The sequence below is a fragment of the Metabacillus indicus genome, assembly GCF_046603695.1.
GTDB lineage: Bacteria > Bacillota > Bacilli > Bacillales > Bacillaceae > Bacillus_P > Bacillus_P indicus.
This window is the reverse complement of the sequence record NZ_CP176757.1, coordinates 1,677,622-1,703,966: the sequence shown is the minus strand read 5'-3', so window position 1 is coordinate 1,703,966 and position 26,345 is coordinate 1,677,622. Positions and strand designations below refer to the sequence as shown.

The window sequence follows — 26,345 nt, the reverse complement described above, 5'->3', positions numbered from 1 at the left end:
GAGATCCGGGACAAAACCGGAACCCCCTTTACCCTTTCAATCCTTGGAGCACCATTTTCAGAAAAATATCCGATACTTCTGCGTCAGACACTCTTCCGTTTGGATCAAACCAGAAGTAGCTCCAGTTTGTCATGCCGAGTATACCGAAGGTGACAATATCCATCGGCAAGTCGGACCGGAATTCCCCTGCTCCGATTCCTGCTTCAAGAAGCTGCTGTATGTTCAGTCTGAACTGGTCGCGTTTTTTAATGACCTCAGCCATATCCTCTTCTGTCAAATTTCTCATTTCCCTGAAAAACACTTTTGCGCTTAAGCCTTCTTTTTCAATATCATGAATCAGCATATAAACAATTTCATGCAGCTTTTGCTTATATGGCTTCGAACCGTCATGGATGATTTCTTCCTGTTTTCTCAGAAGCTCATCAATGTATTTTAAATGGATGGCCATAAGCAGCTCAGTTTTGCTTTTGTAATAGTAATAGAATGTGCCCTTAGTGACGCTGAGTGCATCGACGATGTCCTGAATGGACGTTTCCTTAAAGCCTTTTTCTCCAAACAGCTGAATGCTTTCCTGGATGATTTTTTCCTTCATATTGGCTAATCCTCTCTAGCTTAGATTAAAAAAAGTATACCATAAGCACTTAAAGAGATTCATAGTTTCCTGTTATCTTTGAAGGGTTTCTTCCCGCAAGGCCCTGCGGAGGATTTTGCCCACGCTTGTTTTCGGAAGTTCGCTTCTGAATTCAATCATCGCCGGTACTTTATAGGCAGCAAGATTGGACCTGCAAAAGGCGATAATCTCTTCATCTGATGCCTGCCGCCCTGCTTTTAACACAACAAAAGCTTTGACAGTCTCTCCCCTGTAAGGATCAGGCACCCCGATAACGACAGCCTCCTGCACCGCTTCATGTTCATAGAGAACTTCTTCTATGTCTCTCGGGTACACATTGTAGCCGCTTGCGATGATCAGGTCTTTTTTCCGGTCAACGATGTAAAGGTATCCCTCTTCATCAACCTTTGCGATATCGCCCGTAAAAAGCCAGCCGTCCCGGAGCGTATTGGCCGTTTCCTCAGGCATGTTCCAGTAGCCCTTCATCACCTGGGGGCCTTTAAGGATGACTTCTCCGAGTTTTCCGGCAGGCACTTCTTCTTTGCCTGTTGCCACATCGACAATTTTATAAGCCGTGCCCGGCACGCCGATTCCGACGCTCCCAGGCTTCCGCTTGGCAAACGGCGGGTTGCAGTGAGTCGTTGGAGCAGCCTCTGATAATCCGTATCCCTCAAGAATTTTGGCACCCGTTTTGCGCTCGAATTCATTCAGCAGCTCAACAGGCATCGGTGCACTGCCGCTGTTGCAGATGCGGATGCTGCTGATCCCGTACTCCTCAGCTTTAGGATGGTTGGTAATGGCCACATACATCGTCGGTACACCCGGAAAAATGGTCGGCTGTTCACGTTTGATGGTCTGCATCACTTCCTCAAGGTCAAATCGCGGAAGCAGAATCATTGAATTCCCTCTCAGGACAGTCAAATTCATGCACGAGGTCATTCCGAAGACGTGAAAGAGCGGGATTACTGTCAGGCAGCGTTCTGAGCCGGTCTGAACTTCATGCTTGAAAAATTCGAAAGACTGATAAATATTTGCAATCAAATTTCTGTGTGTAAGCATCGCCCCTTTTGAGCGCCCGGTCGTTCCTCCTGTATACTGAAGCACGGCGATATCGTGCTCCGGTTCAATCTGCACCGGAAGAACCTCTCCTGTTGAAAAAGAAAGAAACTGCGAAAACGTAAAATCTCCCTCTGCAGGAGTCATTTCCTCCTGCAGACTGACGGTAATAATCCGCTTTAAAGCCGTGCCTGCACTGACCGCCTTTACTCGCGGATAAAGCGCATCATATACGACAATCGTTTCCGCGCCGGAATCATTCAGAATATAATCAAGCTCCCGTTCGACGAGCATCGGATTAACCTGGGTGATAATGGCTCCCGCTTTAAGGGCTCCGTAATAGGCTGCCGGATATTGCGGGCAATTTGGAAGCATGATCGCCACCCTGTCCCCTTTTTGAACGCCTTTTTTCTGAAGCGCTGATGCAAAGGCAATGGTCATCCCGTACAGCTGACGGTAGGAGATGGATTTCCCGTAAAACGAAATCGCCTCTTTGTCGCCGTAATTCTCAACGGTTTCTTCAAGCATCTGCGGAATGGAAATGTAGGGTATTTCGAACTCGTGACTGACAGTATCCGGATAATTAGCTAGCCATTGATCCAATTGAACTCCTCCTTATGCTAAAAAAGATAGACTTTTTCAAAAGGTAATCGTTCCTCCGTCTGCGAGTAGAGCAGCAGCTGTTACATATGAGGCATCGTCGCTTGCCAAAAACAGCACAGCCTTAGCGATTTCTTCAGGCTGGCCGATTCTGCCGAGCGCATTGGATGTTGTATAAATGCCCCATCTTCGTTCATCATTCCGCCATTCATCAACAATGGCTGTATCGATCACACCCGGAGCAATGGCATTGACCCGGATCCCGTCTTTCCCGTAATCAAGCGCGGCATTTTTAGTGAGGGCTATGACTCCGGCTTTTGAGGCGTTATAAGGAGCCATTCGCTTTTTCCCTTTTATGCCGAGCACGCTCGACGTGTTGATGATCGATCCGCCCCCGCTCTGTTTCATATGCGGAACAGCATATTTCATGCCGAGGAAAACACCCTTCAGGTTAATATCAACGACCCTGTCCCACTCCATTTCTTCCATATCATGAAGCTTCACACTCTGATTTGAAACACCGGCGTTGTTAAACAGGATGTGAAGGCCCCCGTATGCGGAAACAGCCCCATTCATCAGTCTTTCTATATCTTCAGCCTTCGCTGCATCTGTATGGATAAAAAGACAGGAAAAGCCTTTTTCTCTCACGGCTGCAGCTGTTTTTTCACCGGCCTCCTGATCGGCATCTCCAATCACGACGTTTGCTCCATGTTCAGCAAAGAGGAACGCCGTTGCTCTGCCGATTCCTCCAGCTCCCCCGGTTATGACTGCCGTTTTTCCTTCTAGTCTCATCACTCAGACTCTCTTTCAATAATGGCGGCGATTCCCTGGCCTCCTCCGATGCAGGCCGTAATCATTGCAAAGCGCCCGCCTGACCGCTGCAGTTCATATACGGCTTTCGTCATGAGAATCGCACCAGTCGCACCTAATGGGTGTCCATGTGCGATCGCCCCGCCGTTTACGTTCAATTTGCTGTGGTCAAACTGCAGTTCACGGTCACATGCCAGAACTTGGGCAGCAAACGCCTCGTTCAGTTCAATCAAATCCATGTCGCTGAGTGAAAGGCCTGATTTCTCAAGTGCAAGCTTTACTGCAGGAACCGGACCTATTCCCATAATGTTCGGGTCTACTCCTGCAACTGCATACTGTCTGACTGTACACAGCGGTTTTAGTCCAAGCTCCGCCGCTTTTTCGCGGGACATGACGACAACAGCGGATGCCGCGTCATTTAACCCTGAACTGCTTCCAGCCGTAACCGTTCCGCCTTCTTTAAATGCAGGCTGGAGTGCTTCCAAACCCTGAATCGTCGTATTCGGACGCGGGTGCTCGTCTCTTTCGAATAGAAGCGGCTCCCCTTTTCGCTGAGGAACAGGGACGGGCACAATCTGCTCGTCGAATCTGCCTTCTTCGACAGCTGCGGCCATCCTCGCTTGGCTTCTCAGTGCATATTCATCCTGCTCTTCCCTGCTTATTTCGTATTTGACCGCCAGATTTTCTGCTGTTATGCCCATTGGCGGATTTCCGATCTCCTTCGGCGAAAGGACAGCAGATTTAAATTTTGGCGGTGCAGGACTGAATGCTTTTTTCGGCTTTTCCATCAGAAATGGCGCAAGGGACATGCTTTCTGTTCCTCCGGCAATGTAGACGTCTCCGTCACCGGCTTTGATGGCCTGGGCTGCAAGACAGACTGCATTAATGCCTGAGCCGCATTGCCGGTCTACTGTCAATCCGGGAATGCTGATAGAAAGGCCGGTTGTTAAGGCAGTGAGTCTTGCAATATTGCCTCCGCCTGACAGGACGTTTCCAAAAATAACATCATCAATCATATCTGCCGTAACGCCTGCACGGTTCATGGCTTCTTTTATGACGATTGCCCCGAACTCATTCGGTTCCATGGCGGATAGCGCACCGCCCTGGCGTCCGATGGGTGTTCTGACTGCCGCTACAATGACAGGATCTCTGTTCATTCTTCTTCCTCCTTACATGGCATGTGTTCCGCCGTCAACGACGAGAACATCACCGGTCATAAAGTCTGATGCTTTAGCTGCAAGGAACAATGCAGCTCCTTTTAAATCCTGGTCGGTCCCGAACCTCTTGAGCGGCGTCATGTTCAGGAAATGGTCTTTTCCATTCTCGATAATGACCTGGGACATTTTTGTCGGGAAAAATCCCGGGGCAATCGCGTTGACATTGATGTTGTATTGGCCCCATTTCACAGCTAAATCCTTTGTAAAGGTAATAACCGCTCCTTTACTGGTGTTATAGGCAATCGTATCCATGTAGCGCGGGTCTGTCCCTCCAAGGCCTGCAACGGAAGCAATGTTGATGATTTTTCCGCTTTTTTGCTGGATCATGTGCTTTCCTGCTTCCTGTGACATCAAAAAGGTGCCCGTTACATTCACATTCATGACTTTATTCCACGCATCAAGCGGCATGTCCTGTACCGGAGCTCCCCATGTAGCACCGCTGTTATTGACGAGAATGTCAATTTTTCGGAACGTGTCCACTGCTGTCTGCACCACATTTTTCACATCAGCCTGATTCGTTACGTCACACCCGAGTGCGATCGCCTTGATTCCGTATTCACTGCTCAGCCTTTGCGCTGTATCCTCACAGGCAGCTGCCTTTCTGGAGCAGAGCACGAGCGATGCGCCGGCCTGGGCAAAGCCTTCCGCCATCTGGGCGCCAAGCCCCCTGCCGCCGCCTGTAATTATGGCGACCTTGTCTTTCAGATCAAAAAGTTCCTTGATGTGCATGATATCCCTCCTTATACAGTCTGCAGATTCACATCGTATTTTTTCAGTTCAAGTCTTGCCAGCTGTGCACGGTGAACCTCATCAGGACCGTCGGCGATTCTGAGCGTTCTTGCCCCTGCCCACTGAGCCGCAAGCGGAGTATCTTCGCTTACTCCGGCTGCTCCAAATGCCTGAATAGCACGGTCAATGACTTTTAAAGCCATGTTTGGAGCAATCACTTTAATCATGGCAATTTCCGTTTTCGCCTGTTTGTTTCCAACTGTATCCATCATATAGGCAGCTTTCAGCGTCAGCAGCCTTGCCTGCTCAATTTCAATTCGGGAATCAGCGATCCACTCTCTGACAACACCCTGGCTTGATATCGGTTTACCGAAGGCTTCTCTCTTTTGTACACGCTTACATAATTCTTCAAGCGCACGTTCTGCAGCCCCTATTAAGCGCATGCAGTGATGGATGCGGCCCGGTCCAAGGCGGCCCTGGGCAATCTCAAACCCTCTTCCTTCGCCTAGAAGCATATTCTCTGCAGGAACGCGGACATCCTTAAACGTAATTTCAGCATGACCGTGCGGAGCATGATCATAGCCAAAAACGGGAAGAACTCTTTCAATAGTAACTCCCGGAGTATCGAGCGGCACGAGAATCATAGACTGCTGCTCATATTTAGGAGCGTTGTAATCAGATTTACCCATGACAATCGCAATCTTGCAGCGCGGATCTCCTGCACCGGATGACCACCATTTTCTTCCGTTGATGACATACTCATTACCGTCGCGGATAATGCTCGCTTCAATATTTGTCGCGTCAGCTGAGGCAACGTCTGGTTCTGTCATGGAAAAGCAAGAGCGGATCTCGCCCGCAAGCAGCGGTTTCAGCCATTTTTCTTTCTGTTCATGCGATCCATACCTCACAAGCACTTCCATGTTTCCAGTGTCAGGTGCAGCACAGTTGAAAACTTCCGGAGCGAGCAGCGAACGGCCCATAATCTCACAAAGCGGAGCATATTCAAGATTTGTCAGCCCGGCACCATATTCGCTTTCTGGAAGGAACAAGTTCCACAGTCCCCGTTCCTTTGCTTTGGCTTTCAGCTCCTCCATAATAGGAGGAATGGCAGACCATCTCGTTTCCTGATCATTTAATTGCTCTTCATATTTCTTTTCATTCGGATAGACGAATTCTTCCATAAAAGAGATTACCTGCTTCTGCAGCTCAACTACCTTTTCTGAATACGAGAAATTCAACTCTCATCACCCTTTCATCCACCTTACTAACCGGTTGGTATGTAGTTCTGTTTCTATCATAATATGATTCTGCCAAAAAAGACAACTATTATTCTAAAAATTCTGTTAAATATTCATTGTCCCCCGTTTATCTGCCCGCTAAAAACTCCTTTCCAATCCTTGTAGAAAGTGATATAATTCACTTGTTTTATGTGTAAATGAACGTGATGAAAATAGATTACGCACTAAAGAAGGTGGGAATACAAATTGTCGCAATATGAAACACCGTTATTTACAGGGCTAAAAGAACATGCAAAGAAAGATCCTGTACAATTCCATATTCCTGGACATAAAAAAGGAGCAGGCATTGACCCGGAATTCAGATCTTTTATCGGGGAATCTGCTTTATCTATAGATTTGATCAACATCGGCCCGCTGGATGATCTCCACTCTCCTAAAGGCATGATAAAAAAAGCCCAGGACCTCGCAGCAGAAGCATTCGGAGCTGACTATACATTCTTCTCTGTGCAGGGCACGAGCGGGGCCATCATGACCATGGTAATGGCCGTCTGCGGACCTGGAGATAAAATCCTTGTCCCGCGCAATGTTCATAAATCTGTTATGTCTGCCGTAGTTTTCTCAGGTGCAACACCGATCTTTATCCACCCTGAGATTGACAAAGACCTCGGCATTTCGCACGGCATAACAACCGAATCTGTTGAACATGCACTTGAGCAGCATCCTGATGCAAAAGGGCTGCTCGTCATTAATCCTACGTACTTCGGCGTTTCAGCTGATTTGAAAAAAATCGTGGAAATTTCTCATTCCTACAACGTGCCGGTGCTTGTTGATGAAGCACACGGCGTGCACATTCATTTTCATGATGACCTGCCGCTTTCAGCGATGCAGGCAGGTGCTGATATGGCCGCTACAAGCGTTCATAAGCTAGGTGGCTCCATGACTCAAAGTTCGATCCTCAATGTGCGGGAAGGACTTGTTTCGGTTCAGAGAGTCCAGACAATCCTGAGCATGCTGACAACAACGTCAACTTCCTACCTGCTGCTTGCATCCCTTGACGTGGCAAGAAAGAGGCTTGCCACAGAAGGACGCGATCTTGCCGAAAAAGCGATACAGCTTGCAAATGAAACAAGAAACAAAATCAATGAAATCGATAAAATTGAATGCATCGGAGAAGAAATCATCGGCACAAAGGCCGCTTATGATTACGATCCGACGAAATTAATCATTTCGATTAAAGAGCTCGGACTGAACGGCTATGATGTAGAAAAATGGCTGCGTGAAAACTATAATATCGAAGTGGAAATGTCTGATTTATACAACATTCTCTGTATCATCACACCTGGTGACACGGAAAGAGAAACCGGAATCCTGGTTGAAGCGCTGCAGGCGCTGTCGGCGCAATTTGCACACGCATCAGCTGATAAAGCTAAGCCGGAGGTCATGCTTCCGGATATTCCAGTACTGGCTTTAACGCCGCGTGACGCTTTCTACGCTGACACAGAAATCGTTCCGTTTTCAGAATCTGCTGGCCGGATCATTGCAGAGTTTATCATGGTGTATCCTCCGGGGATTCCAATTTTCATTCCAGGAGAAATCATTTCAGAAGAGAACCTTTCATATGTGCGCAAAAATCTTGAAGTCGGGCTTCCCGTCCAGGGACCGGAAGATCCGGAACTCCATTACCTGCGGGTAATTAAAGAGCATAGAGCGATTAAATAACTGAAGCATGGTGCATGCTGAAACCCCCGGGAAAGAGTTCCCGGGGGTTTGTTTTGTTATTTATTTGATAACAGCGGATTGGTGTGATGCTGGGCAGCTTATAATTTGTTCTGTCTGATTTATGGGGTACCATTTTGACGCTTTGCTGCCCTATAAATTGCTCCGCCTGATTTATAGGGCACCATTCTGGCTTTTTGCTTCCCTATAATTTGATCAGTCTGATTTATGAGGTACCATTCTCGCTTTTTGCTTCCCTATAACTTGTTCCGCCTGATTTATGAGGTACCATTTTGGCTTTTTGCTCCCCTTTAATTTGCTCCGTCTGATTTATGAGGTACCATTCTCGCTTTTTGCTTCCCTTTAATTTGCTCCGTCTGATTTATGAGGTACCATTCTCGCTTTTTGCTTCCCCATAATTTACTTCGCCTGATTCATGGGGTACCATTTTGATGCTTTGCTTCCCTGTAATTTGCTCCGGCCGATTTATGAGGTACCATTTTGACGCTTTGCTTCCCTGTAATTTGCTCCGGCCGATTTATGAGGTACCATTTTGACGCTTTGCTTCCCTGTAATTTGCTCCGTCAGATTTATGGGGTACCATTCACCTTGTCTTTTAAACAGCAAAAAAAGCATGCAGGCCCCCCTGCATGCTTTTCAATCTTCTATTTAAACCCCTTGAATAACTGTCATTTCTCTCTCTAGTACTTGGCAATCGCAGCTTGTGCATTTTCCGTACAAAACACTGACCTTTTCATCTTCAAAATGATCGATCGTTCCGTTGCAGGTTTGACACACGATTGTTCCCATTTCCATACCCCTTTTTGAATGGATTAGCACTATTTGAAAGCGCTTAATACTTTGTAACTTTATAATAATATAACACATTTAATCCGTCAAGCCTAAATTGTATAACACATTTAATCTTTTTATCTCTAAAAGTATTCTTTTTTGAAAAATGCACAAAAAAACTGGCGGAACGGATCTGTTCGCCAGTCTTTGCTTAACTATTCATATTGAGTTGTTAATTGGACGGACGGGATGACTTCACGGAAGAAATCTGACAGTTCTGCTGCCTGCTGCAGTGTATCAATCCGAAAGGAGCGCATGAGGAATTCGAGGTCTTCGATATCTGATGAGTCAAGGAGAACAGATTTTCCGGTCTGAAGGCAGATGACGAGAGGTTTGCCAAAAAACATGCCTGAATACACGATGGCCATATCGTACCTTAAATCACTGGAAGCAAAACCAACATACCTGACATTTGCCTGTTCGGTATCATCATAAAACTTTTCCAATGTGTTCATGATGGCCTCCTTCTTTTTATCAGATTATTCAGATTAATTATACTTCATTATTCCGAAGAGCACAATCATTTCCCCTTGAACTTGCAAGCCGGCGGATAATATGTAATATTTTAAATAATCTGACATCTATAAAATTGTGCTTAGGAGTTGACGCAATGGCCTCACACGCTTTTATTCATTTAGTCGAAGGATCTGCTCAGCAGACAATATCCCTCCAACAGGTTGAGGAGCTCTTTCTTTATTACAAAGAGATAACAGGAAAAACGGGCGAACAGCTGCAGTTTGACTATGACCAGTCTGCTTTTCCATACGAGTGCAAGCATGAGGACGGATATCTCTCCCTTACCTCTGAGGAGCGCGGCTATGCAAAAATGTATATTGGAGCAGGTCCCGTGAATGAAGAGGCCTTTTCATTTCTGCAAATTACCCTGCCGGCAGATTCCAAATATGGCGACAGAAATAAAGCAAATGAATTTTCAAAGTTTCTGGCAAAAAAACTAAAAGGGGAACTAACTTTATTCAACGGAAGGAAGATGTACTATTACAAAAGATGAAAACAGCGATCGCCAAAGATCGCTGTTTTCATTCTAAAGAGGAGTTTCAATTGTATCAGGATCAGCCATTTCATACCCTTTTTGTTTCAGTCCTGTCACAATGGCGCTTAATGCTTCGCTTGTCCACTTGCGGTCATGCATTAGCAAGTTTGCACCATCAGTCAAGTACGGAGTATTGATCATGATTTCTGTCAGTGCTTCTTTTGTCTGGTAATCACTTTCCCAGTCATAGCCGTACGTCCAGTTCATCAGCACCATCTTTTCCTCTTCCGCAATTTTTCTGCTTTCATCTGTGTTGCTTCCAAACGGAGCTCTGAAAAAACGGGGACGTTCACCCGTTATTTGCTCAACGAGATCATTCAGAACCGTAATTTCCCTTTTCTGTTCTGAAGGGGTCAGGTCCTTAAGATTGGAATGGGTCATTGTATGATTTCCAATAGGGAAGCCAAGCTGATAAATCTCTTTCAGTCTTGCTTTCTCCTCTTCCGTATCCAGGAAATGACCATTTACAAAGAAAATCGCCTTTACTCCCATCTTTTTTAATGTCTGAGCCATCTCCACACTGTGCTGATCAGGAGCATCGTCGATAGTCAGAAGCACCGCTTTCGGGCTGACATCAGGACTTAAAGGCTTAAGTGACCAATTTTCCGGATCGATTTTATATTTTGGCGTTTTATCCAATATGGCTGGCTGTTTAGTCTTTTCATCTGATTCCAGATCTGCTGCAGGCTCTGGTTTTTCCTCCCCTGCCTCATGTACCGCTTTCTCTTCCTCAGGCGGCTTTTCTTCGTTTTTGCCGCCAGTTCCTGATGCAGTGCATCCTGCAAGGAAAAAAGCTGCTGCCGTCATACAGAGTGCTTTTCTCACGTTCTTTCCTCCCCGGTGCATTCTTTTTAGAATAATTTGCCGCCGATTGCTTCACTATATAGGAAGAGGAATTAATTAACAACACTTCTTATTTCCTATTTTGAAGGAGGTCTGAATATGAAGAGACTAACACCTGTTTTTATCCTTTCTCTCATCGTTTCTGTTCTTTTTATTTTGTGGGGAGCGCTGCCAAAAAGCATAATCGGGAGTGCCAATCTGTCAAATGTAACGACACTTATCCACGGATTTATTATTGAAAAATTCGGCTGGTTTTATCTGCTGACTGCTACTTTTTTTCTTATTTTTGCAATTGGATTAATTTTTACGAAGTACGGAAACATCAAGCTTGGAAATGATGATGATGAACCAAAGTATTCTTACCTCAGCTGGTTTGCGATGCTTTTTAGTGCCGGCATGGGAATCGGACTTGTGTTCTGGGGAGTATCTGAGCCGATGAATCATTACAGCGCACCTCCTTCCGGTGAAGGATTCACGGATGAATCTGCCCGTGCTGCGATGCGCTACTCCTTTTTCCACTGGGGCCTTCATCCTTGGGCCATTTACTCGGTTATCGCTTTATCACTTGCTTATTTTACGTTCAGGAAAAATCAAAACGGAGTTATCAGTAATATTCTTCGGCCGCTTATTGGGGATCGTGCAGATGGAAAGGCCGGCGTACTGGTAGACTTCCTTGCAGTGTTTGCCACCATTTTTGGAGTTGCAACGTCCCTTGGGCTCGGCGCCATTCAAATTAGTGCAGGTGTCTCCTACTTGTTTGACGGAATCAGCAATACATTTTCAACCCAGCTGATTATTATTGTGATAGTGACCTTTCTTTTCATGCTGTCTGCTCAAACAGGGCTTGATAAAGGAATTAAAATACTCAGCAACGTTAATATTATTCTGGCGATTGCCCTCATGCTCTTTCTGCTCTTTGCAGGCCCGACAAATTTCATCATGGATTTGTTCACGACAACCATTGGCGGATACCTGCAGAATTTGACCTACATGAGCTTCCGTCTTACGCCTTTTAACGAGGAAAGCACATGGGTTCAGGATTGGACCATCTTTTACTGGGCATGGTGGATATCGTGGGCTCCGTTCGTCGGCACATTTATCGCACGGATTTCCAGAGGTAGAACAATCAGAGAATTTCTGATCGGTGTTCTTGCTGTTCCAACCATTTTCGGTGCATTGTGGTTCTCAGTTTTCGGAGGTTCCGCATTATACCTGCAGCACTTTATGAAAAAGCCAATCATGGATATCGTCAATGATAAAGGGATGGAAGTCGCTCTGTTTGCTGTCCTTGAACAATTTCCGTTTGGCATGTTCATGTCACTGCTCGCTATTCTCCTGATTAGCACTTTCTTTATTACTTCAGCCGATTCGGCAACTTTTGTGCTTGGCATGCAGACAACAGACGGAGACTTAAATCCGCCAAACAAAATCAAATTTGTATGGGGCTTTATCCAATCTGCTGCAGCTGCCGTTCTCTTATGGATTGGCGGTCTTGAAGCTCTTCAGAGGGCATCCATCATTGCTGCACTTCCGTTTGCCGTCATCATGATTTTAATGGTCATTTCGTTAATGAAATCATTGAGACGCGAAAAATTCCCTGTTATGAATCGGACTGAGACTAAAAAAGACACTTTGTAATGAAGTGTCTTTTTTCTTTGCTCTTTCTTACCCTCTCATATCGAATTTCAGTTTTAGAGGGTACGCATTCTTCTCTTTCTTACCCTCTCACATCGTTTTTCAGTTTTCGAGGGTACGTATTCTTCTCTTTCTTACCCTCCCACATCGTTTTTCAGTTTTCCAGGGTACGCATCCTCTCGCTGCCTCACCGTTCCACCTTGTTATGAAGTAAATTATAAATTTTTGCGACAAACTGTCATTGTATTTTTCATTTTTGTAACAAATAGGTAACATTCAGGGGAATATTCGGAAAACATGATAAAATAGCATTAATTTAGATTAACGGAAACTGTAAAATAGGTACGAAGTAGGACTTAGTTCGGACCGTTACGACCATTTCATTAAAAGGGGTGGACAATATGGCAAAGTCGGTTATTGTCGCCTTCATCATGCCAGTTTTTCTTCTTTCATCTTGCAGTCTGAATATATCCTCAGAATCGCTGCGTCCAGAAGACGATGATAAAAAGCTGCTGTTTTTTTCAGATGAACAGGATGAACACCGGGAATCTGTTTATTTTGATGCTCTGATTGATCTGAAACAGGATTTCCCCGAAGAAGTGGAAGACTTGGAATTTGTTGAAACGAGCAGTGATGAAGACTATCCTGTAGACATTGATACATTTCCTTCGCTTGTGGTTGTAGACGATAATCGCGTCCTCTTCCAGATTGAAGGCCACGTAGGAACAAAGGAAGAAATTATTAATCCCGTTGTAAAAGCTCTTTCAGGCAGCAGCGGAGATCGATAGACGGATTTCACACCGTCTTTTTTTTCTGCAAAAAAACCCCCTGATGGATGCCATCAGGGGGTTTGATTATTATTTAATAATGTGGATTGGGCTTCCGATTGCAACTTCAGCAGCTTCCATTGTGATTTCTCCCAATGTTGGATGCGCATGAATTGTCATTGCGATATCTTCTGCAGTCATGCCAGCTTCAATTGCAAGGCTTAGCTCTGAAATCATATCAGAAGCAGCCGCACCTGCGATTTGAGCTCCGATAACAAGACCGTCTTCTTTACGTGTAACAAGTTTCAAGAAACCGTCTGTTTCGTTAAGAGAAAGAGCACGTCCGTTAGCAGCAAATGGGAACTTCGCTGCAACAACTTCGATTCCTTCTTCTTTAGCCTGTGTTTCAGTGTATCCAACTGTAGCCAGTTCAGGCTCAGAGAATACAACAGCAGGAATTCCGAGGTAGTCGATTTCAGCATGCTCGCCGGCAATTGCTTCAGCAGCAATTTTACCTTCGTATGAAGCTTTATGAGCAAGCGGAGGACCTTCAACGATGTCACCGATTGCGTAGATGTTAGAAACGCTTGTACGGCACTGCTTATCAATTTTGATAACGCCGCGGTCTGACATTTCAACGCCTACTTGCTCAAGTCCAAGCTCATCAGTGTTTGCACGGCGGCCAACAGTTACAAGAAGGTAATCTGCTTCAACTGTCTGCTCTTCGCCTTTCACTTCAAAGGTTACTTTTACGCCGTTTTCTGTTTCTTCAACAGATTTTGCTTTTGCTTTTGTATGGATTTCAACGTTTCCTTTTTTCTTAAGGTTACGCTTAACAAGAGAACTCATTTGCTTTTCGAAGCCCATAAGGATTTCATCCATTGCCTCGATGAAGACAACTTCAGAACCAAAGTTGGCATAAGCTGTTCCAAGCTCAGTGCCTATGTAGCCTGCACCGATAACAACAATTTTCTTTGGAATTTCGTTCAAGCTTAGAGCACCAGTTGAATCAAGCACTCTTTTAGAGTATTTGAATCCTGGAATTTCAATTGGGCGAGATCCAGTAGCAATGATTGCGTTTTTGAATTTGTACGTTTGAGATGAGTTGTCATCCATTACTTTAATAGATTCGCTGTCAACAAAGTAAGCTTCTCCGCTGACAATCTCAACTTTGTTTCCTTTAAGAAGTCCTTCAACTCCGCCGACAAGTTTCTTTACAACGCCAGCTTTGAATTCCTGTACCTTTGTAAAGTCAACTGTTACGTTTTCGGCTTTAATTCCCATGTCTTCAGAATGCTTGGCATTCTCAAAGCGGTGACCTGCAGCAATTAAAGCTTTTGAAGGAATACATCCTACGTTAAGGCAAACGCCGCCAAGGTTTGCTTTTTCTACGATTGTTACTTTTTGTCCTAGTTGTGCAGCGCGGATGGCAGCTACATAGCCGCCAGGTCCCGCACCAATGACAAGAGTATCTGTTTCAATAGGGAAATCTCCTACTACCATTGAATTACGCCTCCATTAGAATAAGTTGTGGGTCGTTCAATAAACGCTTAATGTGATTTAGAGCATTTTGTGCTGTAGCACCATCAATCATGCGGTGGTCAAAGCTCAGTGACAGCGCAAGTACTGGAGCAGCAACAATTTCTCCGTCAACAACGATTGCTTTTTCAGCGATGCGGCCGATTCCAAGAATCGCAACCTCTGGGTGGTTGATAACCGGAGTGAACCATTGGCCGCCTGCAGAACCGATGTTTGTAATCGTGCAAGAAGCGCCTTTCATTTCCGCAGCAGAAAGTTTACCGTCGCGGGCTTTTGTAGCCAGGCCGTTAATTTCATCAGAAATTTCAAAGACTGATTTGCGTTCTGCGTTTTTAACAATAGGAACCATAAGTCCTTTTTCTGTGTCAGCGGCAATACCGATGTTGTAGTAATGCTTTTGAACAACTTCTTCGGTTTTGTCATCGATTGAAGTATTAAGAACCGGGTATTTCTTAAGCGCTGATGTAAGAGCTTTCACTACGTACGGTAAATATGTTAACTTAATACCCTGCTCGGCTGCAACACCTTTGAACTGTTTTCTGTGAGCAACAAGGTTTGTTACGTCCACTTCGTCCATCAATGTTACGTGAGGAGCTGTATGCTTCGAGTTAACCATTGCTTTAGCGATCGCTTTGCGCATCGGGCTCATTTTTTCGCGTGTTTCAGGGAAGTCGCCTTCTGGAACAGCTTGTTTAGCAGGTGCTTTTTGCTCTGCTTTTTCTTCTTTAGCTTCTGCCTTCGGAGCTTCAGCCTGAGCTTCAGCAGCAGGTTTAGAACCGCCATCAAGGAATGCGTCGATATCTTCTTTGCTTACGCGGCCGTTTTTGCCTGAGCCTGATACCTGACGGATTTCAACGCCTTTTTCACGAGCGTATTTGCGTACTGATGGCATTGCGATTACACGCTTGTTTGGATCTGCATCAGCCTGATCTTGTGCACCTGCACCAGTTGCTGCTTCTTCTTCCTGTTTAGGAGCTTCTTCTTTTTTCACGTCCTGGCCGGCTTCAGCTGTAGCCTGAACTTGAGCTTCCTCTTTTTTAGACTCTTCTTTAGCAGGCTCATCGCCATGGTCGTCACCTTTAAATTTAAGGTTTTCGTAACCTGGTGCATCAAATGTGATAAGAGTTTGTCCAACCGTAGCAACAGTTCCCTCTTCCACTTTAACCTCAATTACTTTTCCTTTGACAGGAGAAGGAATTTCTACGACTGCTTTATCATTCTGAATCTCAGCCAGAACATCATCTTCGTTTACTTCATCGCCAGGCTTGATAAACCACTTTACAATCTCACCTTCGTGGATACCTTCACCGATATCCGGCATTTTAAATTCGAAAGACACGGTATACTACCTCCTATTTTTCATATGGAAAAGAAACCAGGTGTCAGGTCTCGGAAGAACTTTGATCGTTCAAATGCTTTTGCGCCTTCGATGCGCTCCATCATGAAACAATAACACTCTGCCCGGACCAACTGATTTCTTTTCATAAATGTATAATTAGAAATTCATTACTTTTTTAGCTGTTTCAATGACATCCTTGAAGTTAGGAAGCCATACTCCCTCTGCTTGAGAGAATGGGAAAACAGTGTCAGGAGCTGCTACGCGAAGCACAGGTGCTTCAAGGCTTAAGATAGCGCGGTCGTTGATTTCAGCCACTACGTTAGCTGCAATGCCGGCTTGCTTTTGAGCTTCCTGTACAACAATTGCACGTCCTGTTTTTTCAACAGATGCAATAATTGCGTCAATATCAATCGGGCTGATTGTGCGAAGGTCGATAACTTCTGCAGAAACGCCTTCTTTTTCAAGCTCTTCAGCCGCTTTTAAAGATTCATGAACCATTGCTCCGTAAGTGATGATTGAAAGGTCTGAACCTTCGCGCTTCACTTCTGCTTTGCCGATTTCAATTGTGTACTCTTCTTCCGGAACTTCCTGGCGGAATGAACGGTAAAGTTTCATGTGCTCAAGGAAAACGACTGGGTCGTTGTCGCGGATAGCAGAGATTAAAAGTCCTTTGGCATCGTATGGAGTTGAAGGAATAACAACCTTCACACCAGGCTGCTGCGCCATAAGACCCTCTAAGCTGTCAGCATGCATCTCAGGAGTATGAACGCCTCCGCCAAACGGTGAACGGATTGTTACTGGAGAATTCCAGCGGCCGCCTGAACGGTAGCGCATACGTGCCATTTGTCCTGAGATGGAATCCATTACTTCGTAAACGAAACCGAAGAACTGGATTTCAGCAACCGGACGGAAACCTGTCAGGCCAAGTCCGATTGCAAGACCGCCGATTCCTGATTCAGCAAGCGGCGTGTCAAACACGCGGTCTTCGCCAAATTCTTTTTGAAGTCCTTCTGTAGCACGGAATACTCCTCCGTTTACGCCAACGTCTTCTCCGAATAGAAGAACGTTTGAATCGTTTTTAAGTTCTGTGCGGAGAGCATCCGTAATTGCTTGAATCATTGTCATTTGAGCCATGGCTTACTTCGACTCCTTTGCTTTGTAGATTTCATATTGCTCTTTCAGATTGAATGGCATTTCTTCATACATGATATCCATTAGATCTGTTACTTTTTGTTTTGGATATTCATCCGCTTTTTTAATCGCTTCTTTAATATCTTCTTTAGCCTGTTCGATCACTTTGTTCTCTTCTTCTTCGCTCCAGATGCCTTTTGTTTCAAGGAATTTGCGGAAGCGTACAAGAGGATCTTTTTCTTCCCACTCGGTGTCAAGCTCTTTTGTGCGGTAGCGTGTCGGATCATCGCCGGCCATTGTATGCGGGCCATAGCGGTAAGTAAGTGTTTCAACAAGTGTCGGGCCTTCGCCGTTTACAGCGCGCTCGCGTGCATCACGCACAGCAGCGTATACAGCAAGTGCATCCATGCCGTCAACTTGAATACCTACGATACCTGCAGCAGCCGCTTTTTGAGCGATTGTCTGTGCAGCTGATTGTTTTTCAACCGGAGTTGAGATCGCAAAACGGTTGTTTTGCACAACGAAGATAGCCGGTGCTTTATAAGCGCCTGCAAAGTTGATTCCTTCGTAGAAATCGCCCTGAGATGCTCCGCCGTCACCAGTGTAAGTGATTGCAACAGCTTTTTTATCTTTCTTTTTAAGTCCAAGTGCAACACCCGCTGTCTGGATGATTTGAGCACCGATGATAATTTGAGGAGATAATGCATTTACATCCTCAGGGAACTGGTTTCCGTGGAAATGTCCGCGTGAGAAAAGGAATGCTTGGTATAAAGGAAGTCCGTGCCAGATAATCTGAGGCACATCACGGTATCCAGGAAGAACGAAATCTTCTTTTTCAAGTGCAAAATGAGAAGCGATCTGTGAAGCTTCCTGTCCTGCTGTCGGTGCATAAAATCCTAAACGGCCCTGGCGGTTCAATGAAATTGAGCGCTGGTCCAAAATACGCGTATACACCATACGGCGCATTAATTCTTTTAATTGGTCATCTGACAAGTCCGGCATTGCAGCTTCATTTACTACCTCGCCCTGCTCATTCAGAATTTGGAACGTTTCAAACTGCTTTGCAATTCCTTCAAATTGCTTTTTGCTGTCAACTACAGCATTTTTCGTTTTAGCAGCCATCTAAGTCACCTGTCCTTTCTCTAATAAAAAATAATTCTTGATTATATGACACATACAGCATTAGCCTTCCCAAAATGACATCTTATGACACATTATTTTAGGCTTCACTCTACATATCTTTATACCACTTTAGAGAATGCCGAAACGTTCTCTATGTATTGGACAGTACAAAAATCTGTACTAATTAAAGGGAAGAAAAAAATTAATACAATTCATTTCAACATGTTTTAGTGTACACCATTAAAAATGTATACGTCAATTGATTTATACTGATATTCTTTCAACCTTTTTGCTGCTTTTCATTTTACTTTTATTCCCTTTTAATCAATCTGTACTATAACTATTTGATATTCTGTACTATAAAAATCGATACAGCATTGTCTCTTTTTGCAGTTCCAGACATATCCTTCGTCAGCATACAAAAAATGCAGGGGCGGCTGCTCCCTGCATTCACTGAACTCCATTATGACGTTTTGCCTTTGGCATCTGACTGCTCGACTTCAATTCCGGCTTTTTTGTAAAAATCCATCTTAGCCTTGTTGTACTTTTCAGTAAAATCGTTGAATTCTTTATTCAGAGCCGCCACTTTTTCGTAGCTGCTGTTAATTTCCGTGATTTTCGCTTCCAGTTCCTCAAGCTTCAGATCTTTTTTCTGAAAAAGCTGATACAGCTCTTTATCAAGAGCGATCGCTTCATTATAAGCTGCAGAAAGTGCATCGTAAGCGTCGTAGCGCTGCTGCATCAATTTTTGCAGGTCAGAAGCTTTGCTTTTCAGAGCCTGATCATCCAGGTTCTTTGAAATGTCCTCAACTGCTTTGAATTCTTCTTTCGAATCCATGATGCTCTCTTTTTCATCTTCGGCTCTTTTCTCTCTTTCTTCAACGACAGAAAGTGCTTCTTCAGAAAGTGAGACGATTTTTTCATACTCTTTCATGCCGAGTGAAATGATTTCTTCGTAAAGTTCGTTTTCTTTTTTCTCAAGTTCCACCAATGGCTCCTGCTGATCTTCGAATGAACTTTCCGCCGAAACGGCTTTCTCAAGAGCATTATACATTTCTTCCTCTGCAGAAGTACCGCTGCAACCTGCCAGGAATAATGCTCCGGCAAGCAGCACTGCAGAAGCTGCAACCATTTTTTTCACCGCGAGTCCCCCTAACCCATTCAACATATTTACTATAAAAGGTTCTGGGTATTTTTACAATATTTTTATTTGTTTTAAAACTCCGGCATCTGAAAAATGACATTCATTTTTTGGGGAACTGGGCTATCGTCTATACACATTCAACCAAAAAACATAGGTTATATTAGACGCTGAAGGCTGATGCACAGGCTGCTGAGGGTAAAGCGTCACATTTAAAGGAGGTTTTCTCATGTACGGTTATCCTGGATACGGTTATGGCGGCTGCGGCTATCCTGGTTATGGACGCACGTTTGCTCTGATTGTTGTATTGTTTATTCTATTAATTATCGTAGGAGCAGCGTTTGTAGGTCATTGCTAAAAATGGCTTGCGGCAGCAGAGCCCACATTCGATGTGGGCCGCCGCATCCAAAAATGATACTGGTGGACAAGCAGGACTTTTCGTTTGATCCAAGTTCCATTATACTTAGTAAGATAATTCAGCAGGAAAAGGAGTGTGAGTCCGGGTGATTACTACGGAGGATATTATCAGGGAAGGTCATCCAACCTTGCGTAAAGCTGCAGAAGAAGTGCCGATGCCGCCTTCTGATGAAGATAAAAAAACGCTGCAGGAGCTGCTTGAATATGTCCAGAACAGCCAGAATCCCGAGATGATTGAAAAATACGGCCTGAGACCCGGGATTGGCCTTGCAGCCCCTCAAATAAATGTCTCCAAACGGATGATTGCCATCCGGTTAACAGATGAAAAGGGCCAATTGCACAGTTACGCTCTGTTCAATCCTAAAATTGTAAGTCATTCAGTTGAGAAAAGTTATTTAACAAGCGGAGAGGGCTGTCTCTCAGTTGACAGACCTGTTCCGGGATATGTTCCGCGCTATGCGAGAATCCGGGTAAAAGCCGTATCCCTTGAAGGAGAAAATGTAGACCTCAGACTTCGCGGGCTGCTTGCCATCGTCTTTCAGCACGAAATTGACCATTTAAACGGTGTGATGTTCTACGATCACATCAGCAGTGAAGACCCTTTGCAAGAACCTGAAGGCGCCATTGCAATCGAACGGTAAAAGTAAGCACGTAAAAACCTGTCTGCTCTGCAGACAGGTTTTTTCTTATAGAAGACCGGTTTTCTTCAAGCCGTTCAAAATACCGTCTTCATCTACACTCGTTGTGATTTCATCTGCAATTTCTTTGAGTTCGGAAACCGCATTCCCCATAGCCACGCCGGTTCCTGCAAATTTAATCATTTCAAGGTCATTCAGCCCGTCACCAAATGCATATACATTTTCTTTGCTGATATTTAGGCGTTCGATAAGCTTTTTGATCCCCTCTGCCTTTGATCCGCCAAATGGAAGAATATCTGTTGCAAGTTCATGCCAGCGGATGATGTGAAAATCCTCGTATTTTTTATAAGCCTCTTCTTCGCCTTCTTTGCAGAACAGCAGCGTCTGATAAATCTCACGATTCCGGTAGAATTCCGGATCATGCTCTGGGTGCATGAATTTCAGGCTTCCCATGCTTTCATGTATGTAAGGGTGATCTGTTTCTGTTGACATCATCGTTTCATTGCTCATAAAGACAAGCGGATGATTCGAAGTTTTTGCGTATTCATATAATTCTTCCAGACGTTCTGTATGAAGCGGGTTTTTATAAATCACTTCACCTTCGAAAACAACATATTGTCCGTTGAAGCTGACAAAGGAATCGATTCCAAGCTCGCGGCGAAGGTCTTCAAACATGAACGGGGCTCTTCCTGTTGCAATCGCAACATGGTGTCCCGCTTTTTTCACATCCTCTACCGCTTTTCTTGTTGAATCAGGAATTTCCTTATCATGATTAAGCAATGTTCCGTCTATATCAAAAAAGATTACGTTAGCTGTCATAGTATAGGTCTCCTTACTTGTACTTAATTTGGACAGCTTTTACATGACTCATCATAGCGGAAAATAAATGCAGCCACAACCAAAACACCTGCATTTTTTGCCGCAGCCCCCCCCTTCCATAAATACCCATGTTATCTTTTCCGATATTCACATATACTAAGTCTGGCAGATTCGAACGGTAAACAATCCGAAAATTGGACAAGATGGGAGTGTGGGACATAATGATGAAAAAACTCAGACGCAGATTGCGTTCTCAATGGAATAGCATTCTCGGCAGAAAATCAATAGCGTAATGAAACCTTTCTGCCCGCAGAAAGGTTTTTTCTTTCCTCCAAAAACGCCCCGGGACCGGGTGAGGGTTGGCTTAGAGGCCATTATCGAATATAATAGAACAAGTTAGTCTAACATACGGTAGTTAAGGAGAGATTTGGCAATGTTATACAAAGTTTATTTTCAGGAAAAACTCGGAGAGGTTCCTGTTCGCGAAAAAACAAAAACCCTTTATATTGAAGCTAAAACAGAAGGCGATGCACGCAATAAACTGAAGGAACGCAATCACAACATTGAATTTGTTCAATCTGTTGAAGGTGCTTACTTAGAATACGAAAAACAAAACGAAAACTTTAAAGTATTGGAGATTTGATTTTATGAAATTTGTTAAAAATGACCAGGTAGCGGTTTTTGCTCTTGGTGGACTTGGAGAAATCGGGAAAAACACGTACGGTGTCCAGTTCCAGGATGAGATCATCATGATTGATGCGGGCATTAAGTTTCCTGAAGAGGAACTGCTTGGAATTGATTATGTTATACCCGATTATACGTACTTAGTAAAAAACGAGGATAAAATTAAGGGGCTTTTCATCACGCACGGCCACGAAGATCATATTGGAGGAATTCCCTACCTTTTAAAGCAAGTGAACATTCCGATCTACGGAGGTAAGCTTGCCCTCGGACTTATCCGCAACAAATTAGAAGAGCACGGTTTGCTTCGCCAGGCTAAACTCATCGAAATTAAAGAAGATGACATTATTAAGTTCAGAAAAACGTCTGTAACATTCTTCCGCACTACTCACAGCATTCCGGATTCTTATGGAATCGTTGTCAAAACACCGCCGGGAAATATCGTCCATACAGGAGACTTTAAATTCGATTTCACACCTGTCGGCGAACCTGCCAACTTGACGAAAATGGCTGAGATCGGCAAAGAAGGCGTACTGTGCCTGTTATCAGACAGCACAAACAGCGAAATTCCCCATTTCACAATGTCAGAGCGCCGCGTTGGGGAAAGCATCCAGGAAATTTTCCGGAAAGTCGACGGACGCGTCATTTTCGCTACCTTTGCATCCAACATTCACAGGCTCCAGCAGGTAGTAGAAGCTGCGGTTCAGCATGGCAGAAAAATTGCCGTATTTGGCCGTAGCATGGAATCTGCCATTACAATTGGTCAGGATCTTGGCTACATTCAGTGTCCGAAAGATACATTTGTTGAGCCTCATGAAATTAACCGCCTTCCTGCAAACAGAGTGACCATTCTCTGCACAGGAAGCCAGGGTGAACCGATGGCTGCTCTTTCCCGCATCGCGAACGGAACACACCGCCAGATTCAGATTATTCCTGGCGACACTGTTGTTTTCTCATCTTCGCCGATTCCGGGCAACACAATCAGCGTAAGCCGGACCATTAACCAGCTCTACCGTGCAGGAGCAGAAGTCATTCACGGTTCATTGAGCGACGTTCATACTTCAGGCCACGGCGGCCAGGAAGAACAAAAGCTGATGCTGCGCCTTATGAAACCTGAATACTTTATGCCAATTCACGGTGAATACCGCATGCAGATTATGCACTCCAAGCTCGCAAAGGATTGCGGAGTAGCTGCAGAAAACTGCTTTATCATGGATAACGGCGAAGTGCTTGCATTAAGCGACCGCGAAGTGTCCGTAGCAGGCAAAATCCCTTCAGGATCTGTTTACATTGACGGCAGCGGAATTGGCGACATCGGAAACATCGTTCTCAGAGACCGCCGCATTCTTTCAGAAGAAGGACTTGTCATTGTAGTCGTAAGCATTAATATGAAAGAATTTAAAATTTCAGCCGGTCCAGACATCATTTCACGCGGATTTGTCTATATGAGAGAATCCGGCGACCTGATCAATGACGCCCAGGTTCTGATTACAAAACACTTGAATAAAGTGATGGAACGCCGCACAAGCCAGTGGTCTGAAATCAAAAATGAAATTACAGACACACTTGCACCGTTCCTGTATGAAAAAACAAAACGCCGCCCGATGATCCTGCCGATTATCATGGAGGTTTAATCTAGAATGCTGCAAGCCGGGATTCTTCCCGGACGCACCATCTTATATTTTTTGAAGAAGACTGCCCTGCTAACGGCAGTCTTTTTCATTCTCCGAAGTTATGCTTTTACCGGCACATTCTCCTCCTTAAACCATCTTGAAGCTGAGTGTCATTTGGGGTATAATGAACTGACCGTTCAGTCAAGTACTTTTAGATTCAGAAAGGTAGTGCCTAAGCGATGAAAAAGCCATCCTCTCTTGAAAAATTTGTACAGCGTTTAAAAGAAAAAGGTGTAAAGGCGGACGTGATCAGCCCTGCCACTAAAAAGGCGGTCACTCTTTTGCAGATCGACAGAAAGACTCAGTTTGAAAATTAGAGCAGCATTGCATTCTTACATACATTTTAAAAAACCGGTCCCAGAAATTTCTGGGACCGGTTTTTTCTGTTATATATGTCTGAATTCAGCAACATCAAATATGCCTTCGCACGTTATTTTCAGCTCCGGAATAACCGGAAGGCCGAGAAACGACAATGTCAGAAACGGATTAAAGCTGTCCGGAAGGCCGGTTACAGCAAGAGCATCATGAATCTTTTGCAGGCCATCAAGAACTTTTTCATAAGGCTGATCTGATAGCAGACCGGATACAGGAAGAGGAAGCTTTGCGAGGATTTTCCCGTCAGCCGCAACGGCAAGTCCTCCCCCCATTTCCTTGATTGCTGCTGCAGCGTGGATGAGATCCTCATCACTCATGCCGGCAGCAATGAGGTTGTGAGAGTCATGTGCAATCGTCGTTGCTATGGCGCCGCGCTTCATCGGGAACCCTTTCAGAATTCCTTTGCCGATCAGCCCGGTTCCTTTATGACGTTCAGCCATGATCAGCTTTACGTGCCCAAGATCTGCGGATGGAACAAAAAATCCTCCTTCCGTATTGACGCACTCCTCAGCCCTTCGCGTGATGAGCTGATTGGGCACAGCTTCAATTATAGTCATCAGCTGATTTTCGTCTGCACGGACAGCAAGCATGGAGGAATCGATTTCAGGAAGAACAACAGAATCCAGCAGCATGCCGGGAACCTTTCTTCGATCTGCGGTTTTCACCGTTTTTCCATTGGCTGCGGTTAGCACCCCTCGCTTATAAACTGAATCAACTTTAAAACTGCTTAAATCATCTACGAGTACAAGATCTGCATCATATCCTGGCGCTACAGCACCCTTGCTTTTAAGCCCGTAACATTCTGCAGCATTCAAAGTCGCCATCCCAATGGCTGTTACAGGATGTATACCATGTTTAACTGCAAGTCTGATATGATGGTCCACACTTCCCTCTTTTACAAGATCATCAAGGTGTTTATCATCTGTGCAGAATAAAAATCTGCGGGCATTCTTCTGATTGACCGCCCCAATAACCCGGTTAAAGTCTTTAGCCGCAGACCCTTGCCTGATCTGCACATACATTCCCCGCTGCACGCGTTGTATTGCCTCTTGGGCAGTCGTCACTTCGTGATCCGTACTTATTCCGGCCGATCTGTAAACATTGGCCATATCCGAAGGGAGCCCCGCCATATGGCCGTCAAGCAAGCTGGAATGCTTCAGCGCCATTTCAAGCTTATCCATCATACTGTCTGACGTGTTACTTACAGCTACATAGTCCATCACTTCCGCAAGGCCAATGACACGTTCATGCAGAAAAAAAGGCTGGAGGTCCTCTGCTTCAAGTCTTGCACCTGAATGCTCAAAGCTTGTTGCCGGAACACAGGATGGAAGCATAATGAAAACATCAAGCGGTATGCCCTCTGAGCTGTCAAGCATGTACTGAATGCCATTCACCCCCGAAACATTGGCAATTTCATGAGGATCTGCTATCACGGCAGTTACTCCGTGCGGAAGCACAGCTTCAGCAAATTCGTGAGGAGGAACCATGGAGGATTCAATGTGGACATGACCGTCAATCAGGCCGGGACAGATAAATTTGTCTGATGCATCGATCTCATCATGCCCCTCATAATCGCCGATGCCGACTATTTTCCCCGCTGAAACGGCGACATCGCCCTGGATGATGTCCAAATTAAACACATCCACGATACGGGCATTTTTAAAAACAAGCTCTGCTTTTTCTTTTTTTGATGCAGCCCGGATCTTGTATTTCAATTCTTCTTTTTCAGTCATAAAAAAACCCCTCGCTTTTATAGGCTTGCGAAGAGGATGCAAAAGAAAGACGCATGTGTTTGCGCCTGTTCTAATATAATCCCCGCAGTCAAACTTTTTACGGCAGTTCGGTAGAAACTTTTGGACCTTATTTCCAAAATTATACGAGAAAAGATGTTTAATTAGTTTCATATACTAAGGCACATCAGCCTTGCAGTCAATCTTTTTTTCTGCTTATAGAAAAGCTCTTTCTGAGGAAGGCTATAAAAGGAAGGCAATAAATAAAGCCGCAGGTGCTTGACAGCCTGCGGCCTGCATACAAGGGTCCCGAATCTGGGGCCGGCCTGAAAGAAACAGTCAAAGAACATTCCAGACCTCGCCTGCAGCCGAACAGCCGGGGGTCTATTTTTTATGGTCAAATGACAGGATGGCAATGATAAGCGTGGCGAAAGAGATAGCTAACGTCAAGCTTTCAAAGACTGTCATCCGGGCATCACCCCCTTCCTTTGCTTCAAAAGAAAAGAGACAGGGGCTCAGCCGACCGCCCAGCTGGAATCCAGCATGTATACATTATCAAGTATGCCACTTTTCCAAAAGTACAAACGGACAGACGAGGCATGTCATATGAAAAAAA

The 26,345-nt window shown here is 44.8% G+C and carries 26 protein-coding genes and 1 riboswitch; of the genes, 9 read left to right on the top strand and 17 right to left on the bottom strand.

The features are described 5' to 3' along the window. Positions 1-28: 28 nt before the first annotated feature. The 6 genes from ACK1LH_RS08495 to ACK1LH_RS08470 all read right to left on the bottom strand — a co-directional run bounded on the left by ACK1LH_RS08495 (position 29) and on the right by ACK1LH_RS08470 (position 6,260). On the bottom strand, positions 29-592 hold the full coding sequence (locus ACK1LH_RS08495; protein ID WP_029565545.1) for a TetR/AcrR family transcriptional regulator: 564 nt from the start codon (positions 590-592) through the stop codon (positions 29-31). Positions 593-664: 72 nt separating this feature from the next. After that, positions 665-2,269, bottom strand: a complete 1,605-nt coding sequence (locus tag ACK1LH_RS08490; RefSeq protein ID WP_029565544.1) for a long-chain-fatty-acid--CoA ligase — start codon at positions 2,267-2,269, stop codon at positions 665-667. 36 nt (positions 2,270-2,305) lie between these two features. After that, a complete protein-coding gene (locus ACK1LH_RS08485; RefSeq protein WP_029285169.1) occupies positions 2,306-3,058 on the bottom strand; it encodes an SDR family NAD(P)-dependent oxidoreductase in 753 nt (250 codons plus the stop codon). Further along, on the bottom strand, positions 3,058-4,233 hold the full coding sequence (locus ACK1LH_RS08480) for a thiolase family protein (protein ID WP_029285171.1): 1,176 nt from the start codon (positions 4,231-4,233) through the stop codon (positions 3,058-3,060). Before ACK1LH_RS08480 ends, ACK1LH_RS08485 begins: the two co-directional genes overlap by 1 nt. Before the next feature lie 12 nt (positions 4,234-4,245). Beyond that, entirely contained in the window at positions 4,246-5,022 is a 777-nt protein-coding gene (locus ACK1LH_RS08475) for an SDR family oxidoreductase (protein ID WP_029285172.1), read from the bottom strand. 11 nt (positions 5,023-5,033) lie between these two features. Next, positions 5,034-6,260, bottom strand: coding sequence for an acyl-CoA dehydrogenase (locus ACK1LH_RS08470; protein ID WP_029285174.1), 1,227 nt, complete (start codon positions 6,258-6,260; stop codon positions 5,034-5,036). Positions 6,261-6,506: 246 nt separating this feature from the next. On the opposite strand from ACK1LH_RS08470, the gene ACK1LH_RS08465 reads away from it, so the two are divergent. After that, positions 6,507-7,979, top strand: a complete 1,473-nt coding sequence (locus tag ACK1LH_RS08465; protein WP_029285176.1) for an aminotransferase class I/II-fold pyridoxal phosphate-dependent enzyme — start codon at positions 6,507-6,509, stop codon at positions 7,977-7,979. 666 nt (positions 7,980-8,645) lie between these two features. Here the strand turns inward: ACK1LH_RS08465 and ACK1LH_RS08460 are convergent. Together ACK1LH_RS08460 and ACK1LH_RS08455 are read right to left on the bottom strand one after the other, a co-directional pair. Beyond that, complete coding sequence (locus ACK1LH_RS08460; protein WP_081414065.1) at positions 8,646-8,786, bottom strand: GapA-binding peptide SR1P; 141 nt, start codon at positions 8,784-8,786, stop codon at positions 8,646-8,648. A gap of 197 nt (positions 8,787-8,983) precedes the next feature. Continuing rightward, entirely contained in the window at positions 8,984-9,283 is a 300-nt protein-coding gene (locus ACK1LH_RS08455) for a DUF3055 domain-containing protein (RefSeq protein WP_411334948.1), read from the bottom strand. 155 nt (positions 9,284-9,438) lie between these two features. On the opposite strand from ACK1LH_RS08455, the gene ACK1LH_RS08450 reads away from it, so the two are divergent. Then, a complete protein-coding gene (locus ACK1LH_RS08450; RefSeq protein ID WP_029285180.1) occupies positions 9,439-9,837 on the top strand; it encodes a DUF1885 family protein in 399 nt (132 codons plus the stop codon). A 33-nt stretch (positions 9,838-9,870) separates the two neighbouring features. Here ACK1LH_RS08450 and ACK1LH_RS08445 read toward each other — a convergent pair whose 3' ends face one another. Further along, a complete protein-coding gene (locus ACK1LH_RS08445) occupies positions 9,871-10,704 on the bottom strand; it encodes a polysaccharide deacetylase family protein (RefSeq protein ID WP_234703367.1) in 834 nt (277 codons plus the stop codon). 117 nt (positions 10,705-10,821) lie between these two features. Between ACK1LH_RS08445 and ACK1LH_RS08440 the strand changes: the two genes are divergently transcribed. Then, positions 10,822-12,360, top strand: a complete 1,539-nt coding sequence (locus ACK1LH_RS08440; RefSeq protein WP_029285183.1) for a BCCT family transporter — start codon at positions 10,822-10,824, stop codon at positions 12,358-12,360. Between the two features lie 398 nt (positions 12,361-12,758). After that, positions 12,759-13,145 carry a hypothetical protein gene (locus tag ACK1LH_RS08435; protein WP_051827077.1) on the top strand — a complete coding sequence of 129 codons (387 nt, stop codon included), beginning with the start codon at positions 12,759-12,761 and terminating at the stop codon, positions 13,143-13,145. A gap of 69 nt (positions 13,146-13,214) precedes the next feature. On the opposite strand, the gene lpdA is transcribed toward ACK1LH_RS08435, so the two are convergent. The 5 genes from lpdA to ACK1LH_RS08410 all read right to left on the bottom strand — a co-directional run bounded on the left by lpdA (position 13,215) and on the right by ACK1LH_RS08410 (position 19,387). Then, a complete protein-coding gene (lpdA, locus tag ACK1LH_RS08430) occupies positions 13,215-14,627 on the bottom strand; it encodes a dihydrolipoyl dehydrogenase (RefSeq protein WP_029285196.1) in 1,413 nt (470 codons plus the stop codon). Positions 14,628-14,631: 4 nt separating this feature from the next. After that, positions 14,632-16,002 carry a dihydrolipoamide acetyltransferase family protein gene (locus tag ACK1LH_RS08425; protein ID WP_411334947.1) on the bottom strand — a complete coding sequence of 457 codons (1,371 nt, stop codon included), beginning with the start codon at positions 16,000-16,002 and terminating at the stop codon, positions 14,632-14,634. 156 nt (positions 16,003-16,158) lie between these two features. Next, positions 16,159-17,136, bottom strand: coding sequence for an alpha-ketoacid dehydrogenase subunit beta (locus ACK1LH_RS08420; protein WP_029285200.1), 978 nt, complete (start codon positions 17,134-17,136; stop codon positions 16,159-16,161). A gap of 3 nt (positions 17,137-17,139) precedes the next feature. Beyond that, a complete protein-coding gene (pdhA, locus tag ACK1LH_RS08415; RefSeq protein WP_029285202.1) occupies positions 17,140-18,255 on the bottom strand; it encodes a pyruvate dehydrogenase (acetyl-transferring) E1 component subunit alpha in 1,116 nt (371 codons plus the stop codon). 463 nt (positions 18,256-18,718) lie between these two features. Then, positions 18,719-19,387: a YkyA family protein gene (locus ACK1LH_RS08410; protein ID WP_029565540.1), complete on the bottom strand. Its 669-nt coding sequence runs from the start codon at positions 19,385-19,387 to the stop codon at positions 18,719-18,721. Between the two features lie 238 nt (positions 19,388-19,625). On the opposite strand from ACK1LH_RS08410, the gene ACK1LH_RS08405 reads away from it, so the two are divergent. Together ACK1LH_RS08405 and def are read left to right on the top strand one after the other, a co-directional pair. Then, positions 19,626-19,754 carry a YjcZ family sporulation protein gene (locus tag ACK1LH_RS08405; protein ID WP_081414064.1) on the top strand — a complete coding sequence of 43 codons (129 nt, stop codon included), beginning with the start codon at positions 19,626-19,628 and terminating at the stop codon, positions 19,752-19,754. Positions 19,755-19,899: 145 nt separating this feature from the next. Next, complete coding sequence (gene def / locus ACK1LH_RS08400; protein WP_029285205.1) at positions 19,900-20,454, top strand: peptide deformylase; 555 nt, start codon at positions 19,900-19,902, stop codon at positions 20,452-20,454. 45 nt (positions 20,455-20,499) lie between these two features. Here the strand turns inward: def and ACK1LH_RS08395 are convergent, their stop codons facing one another. After that, complete coding sequence (locus ACK1LH_RS08395) at positions 20,500-21,270, bottom strand: Cof-type HAD-IIB family hydrolase (protein ID WP_411334946.1); 771 nt, start codon at positions 21,268-21,270, stop codon at positions 20,500-20,502. Positions 21,271-21,703: 433 nt separating this feature from the next. Between ACK1LH_RS08395 and ACK1LH_RS08390 the strand changes: the two genes are divergently transcribed. The 3 genes from ACK1LH_RS08390 to ACK1LH_RS08380 all read left to right on the top strand — a co-directional run bounded on the left by ACK1LH_RS08390 (position 21,704) and on the right by ACK1LH_RS08380 (position 23,941). Further along, entirely contained in the window at positions 21,704-21,913 is a 210-nt protein-coding gene (locus ACK1LH_RS08390; protein ID WP_029285209.1) for a DNA-dependent RNA polymerase subunit epsilon, read from the top strand. 4 nt (positions 21,914-21,917) lie between these two features. Further along, positions 21,918-23,585, top strand: coding sequence for a ribonuclease J1 (rnjA, locus tag ACK1LH_RS08385; RefSeq protein ID WP_029285211.1), 1,668 nt, complete (start codon positions 21,918-21,920; stop codon positions 23,583-23,585). Between the two features lie 218 nt (positions 23,586-23,803). After that, positions 23,804-23,941: a hypothetical protein gene (locus tag ACK1LH_RS08380; protein ID WP_158001607.1), complete on the top strand. Its 138-nt coding sequence runs from the start codon at positions 23,804-23,806 to the stop codon at positions 23,939-23,941. Positions 23,942-24,010: 69 nt separating this feature from the next. Here the strand turns inward: ACK1LH_RS08380 and ade are convergent, their stop codons facing one another. Both ade and ACK1LH_RS08370 read right to left on the bottom strand, forming a co-directional pair. Continuing rightward, on the bottom strand, positions 24,011-25,732 hold the full coding sequence (gene ade / locus ACK1LH_RS08375; RefSeq protein WP_411334945.1) for an adenine deaminase: 1,722 nt from the start codon (positions 25,730-25,732) through the stop codon (positions 24,011-24,013). 65 nt (positions 25,733-25,797) lie between these two features. Continuing rightward, a riboswitch (purine riboswitch) is annotated at positions 25,798-25,899 on the bottom strand. 214 nt (positions 25,900-26,113) lie between these two features. Continuing rightward, positions 26,114-26,197, bottom strand: coding sequence for a putative holin-like toxin (locus ACK1LH_RS08370; RefSeq protein ID WP_406817974.1), 84 nt, complete (start codon positions 26,195-26,197; stop codon positions 26,114-26,116). Positions 26,198-26,345 lie beyond the last annotated feature (148 nt).

Coding starts and splice junctions, on each gene's coding strand:
- ACK1LH_RS08495 (WP_029565545.1), bottom strand. CDS start 592: ATGAAGGAAAAAATCATCCAGGAAAGCATTCAGCTGTTTGGAGAAAAA.
- ACK1LH_RS08485 (WP_029285169.1), bottom strand. CDS start 3,058: ATGAGACTAGAAGGAAAAACGGCAGTCATAACCGGGGGAGCTGGAGGA.
- ACK1LH_RS08480 (WP_029285171.1), bottom strand. CDS start 4,233: ATGAACAGAGATCCTGTCATTGTAGCGGCAGTCAGAACACCCATCGGA.
- ACK1LH_RS08475 (WP_029285172.1), bottom strand. CDS start 5,022: ATGCACATCAAGGAACTTTTTGATCTGAAAGACAAGGTCGCCATAATT.
- ACK1LH_RS08460 (WP_081414065.1), bottom strand. CDS start 8,786: ATGGGAACAATCGTGTGTCAAACCTGCAACGGAACGATCGATCATTTT.
- ACK1LH_RS08455 (WP_411334948.1), bottom strand. CDS start 9,283: ATGAACACATTGGAAAAGTTTTATGATGATACCGAACAGGCAAATGTC.
- ACK1LH_RS08450 (WP_029285180.1), top strand. CDS start 9,439: ATGGCCTCACACGCTTTTATTCATTTAGTCGAAGGATCTGCTCAGCAG.
- ACK1LH_RS08440 (WP_029285183.1), top strand. CDS start 10,822: ATGAAGAGACTAACACCTGTTTTTATCCTTTCTCTCATCGTTTCTGTT.
- ACK1LH_RS08435 (WP_051827077.1), top strand. CDS start 12,759: ATGGCAAAGTCGGTTATTGTCGCCTTCATCATGCCAGTTTTTCTTCTT.
- lpdA (WP_029285196.1), bottom strand. CDS start 14,627: ATGGTAGTAGGAGATTTCCCTATTGAAACAGATACTCTTGTCATTGGT.
- ACK1LH_RS08420 (WP_029285200.1), bottom strand. CDS start 17,136: ATGGCTCAAATGACAATGATTCAAGCAATTACGGATGCTCTCCGCACA.
- pdhA (WP_029285202.1), bottom strand. CDS start 18,255: ATGGCTGCTAAAACGAAAAATGCTGTAGTTGACAGCAAAAAGCAATTT.
- ACK1LH_RS08410 (WP_029565540.1), bottom strand. CDS start 19,387: ATGGTTGCAGCTTCTGCAGTGCTGCTTGCCGGAGCATTATTCCTGGCA.
- ACK1LH_RS08405 (WP_081414064.1), top strand. CDS start 19,626: ATGTACGGTTATCCTGGATACGGTTATGGCGGCTGCGGCTATCCTGGT.
- ACK1LH_RS08395 (WP_411334946.1), bottom strand. CDS start 21,270: ATGACAGCTAACGTAATCTTTTTTGATATAGACGGAACATTGCTTAAT.
- ACK1LH_RS08390 (WP_029285209.1), top strand. CDS start 21,704: ATGTTATACAAAGTTTATTTTCAGGAAAAACTCGGAGAGGTTCCTGTT.
- rnjA (WP_029285211.1), top strand. CDS start 21,918: ATGAAATTTGTTAAAAATGACCAGGTAGCGGTTTTTGCTCTTGGTGGA.
- ACK1LH_RS08380 (WP_158001607.1), top strand. CDS start 23,804: ATGAAAAAGCCATCCTCTCTTGAAAAATTTGTACAGCGTTTAAAAGAA.
- ade (WP_411334945.1), bottom strand. CDS start 25,732: ATGACTGAAAAAGAAGAATTGAAATACAAGATCCGGGCTGCATCAAAA.
- ACK1LH_RS08370 (WP_406817974.1), bottom strand. CDS start 26,197: ATGACAGTCTTTGAAAGCTTGACGTTAGCTATCTCTTTCGCCACGCTT.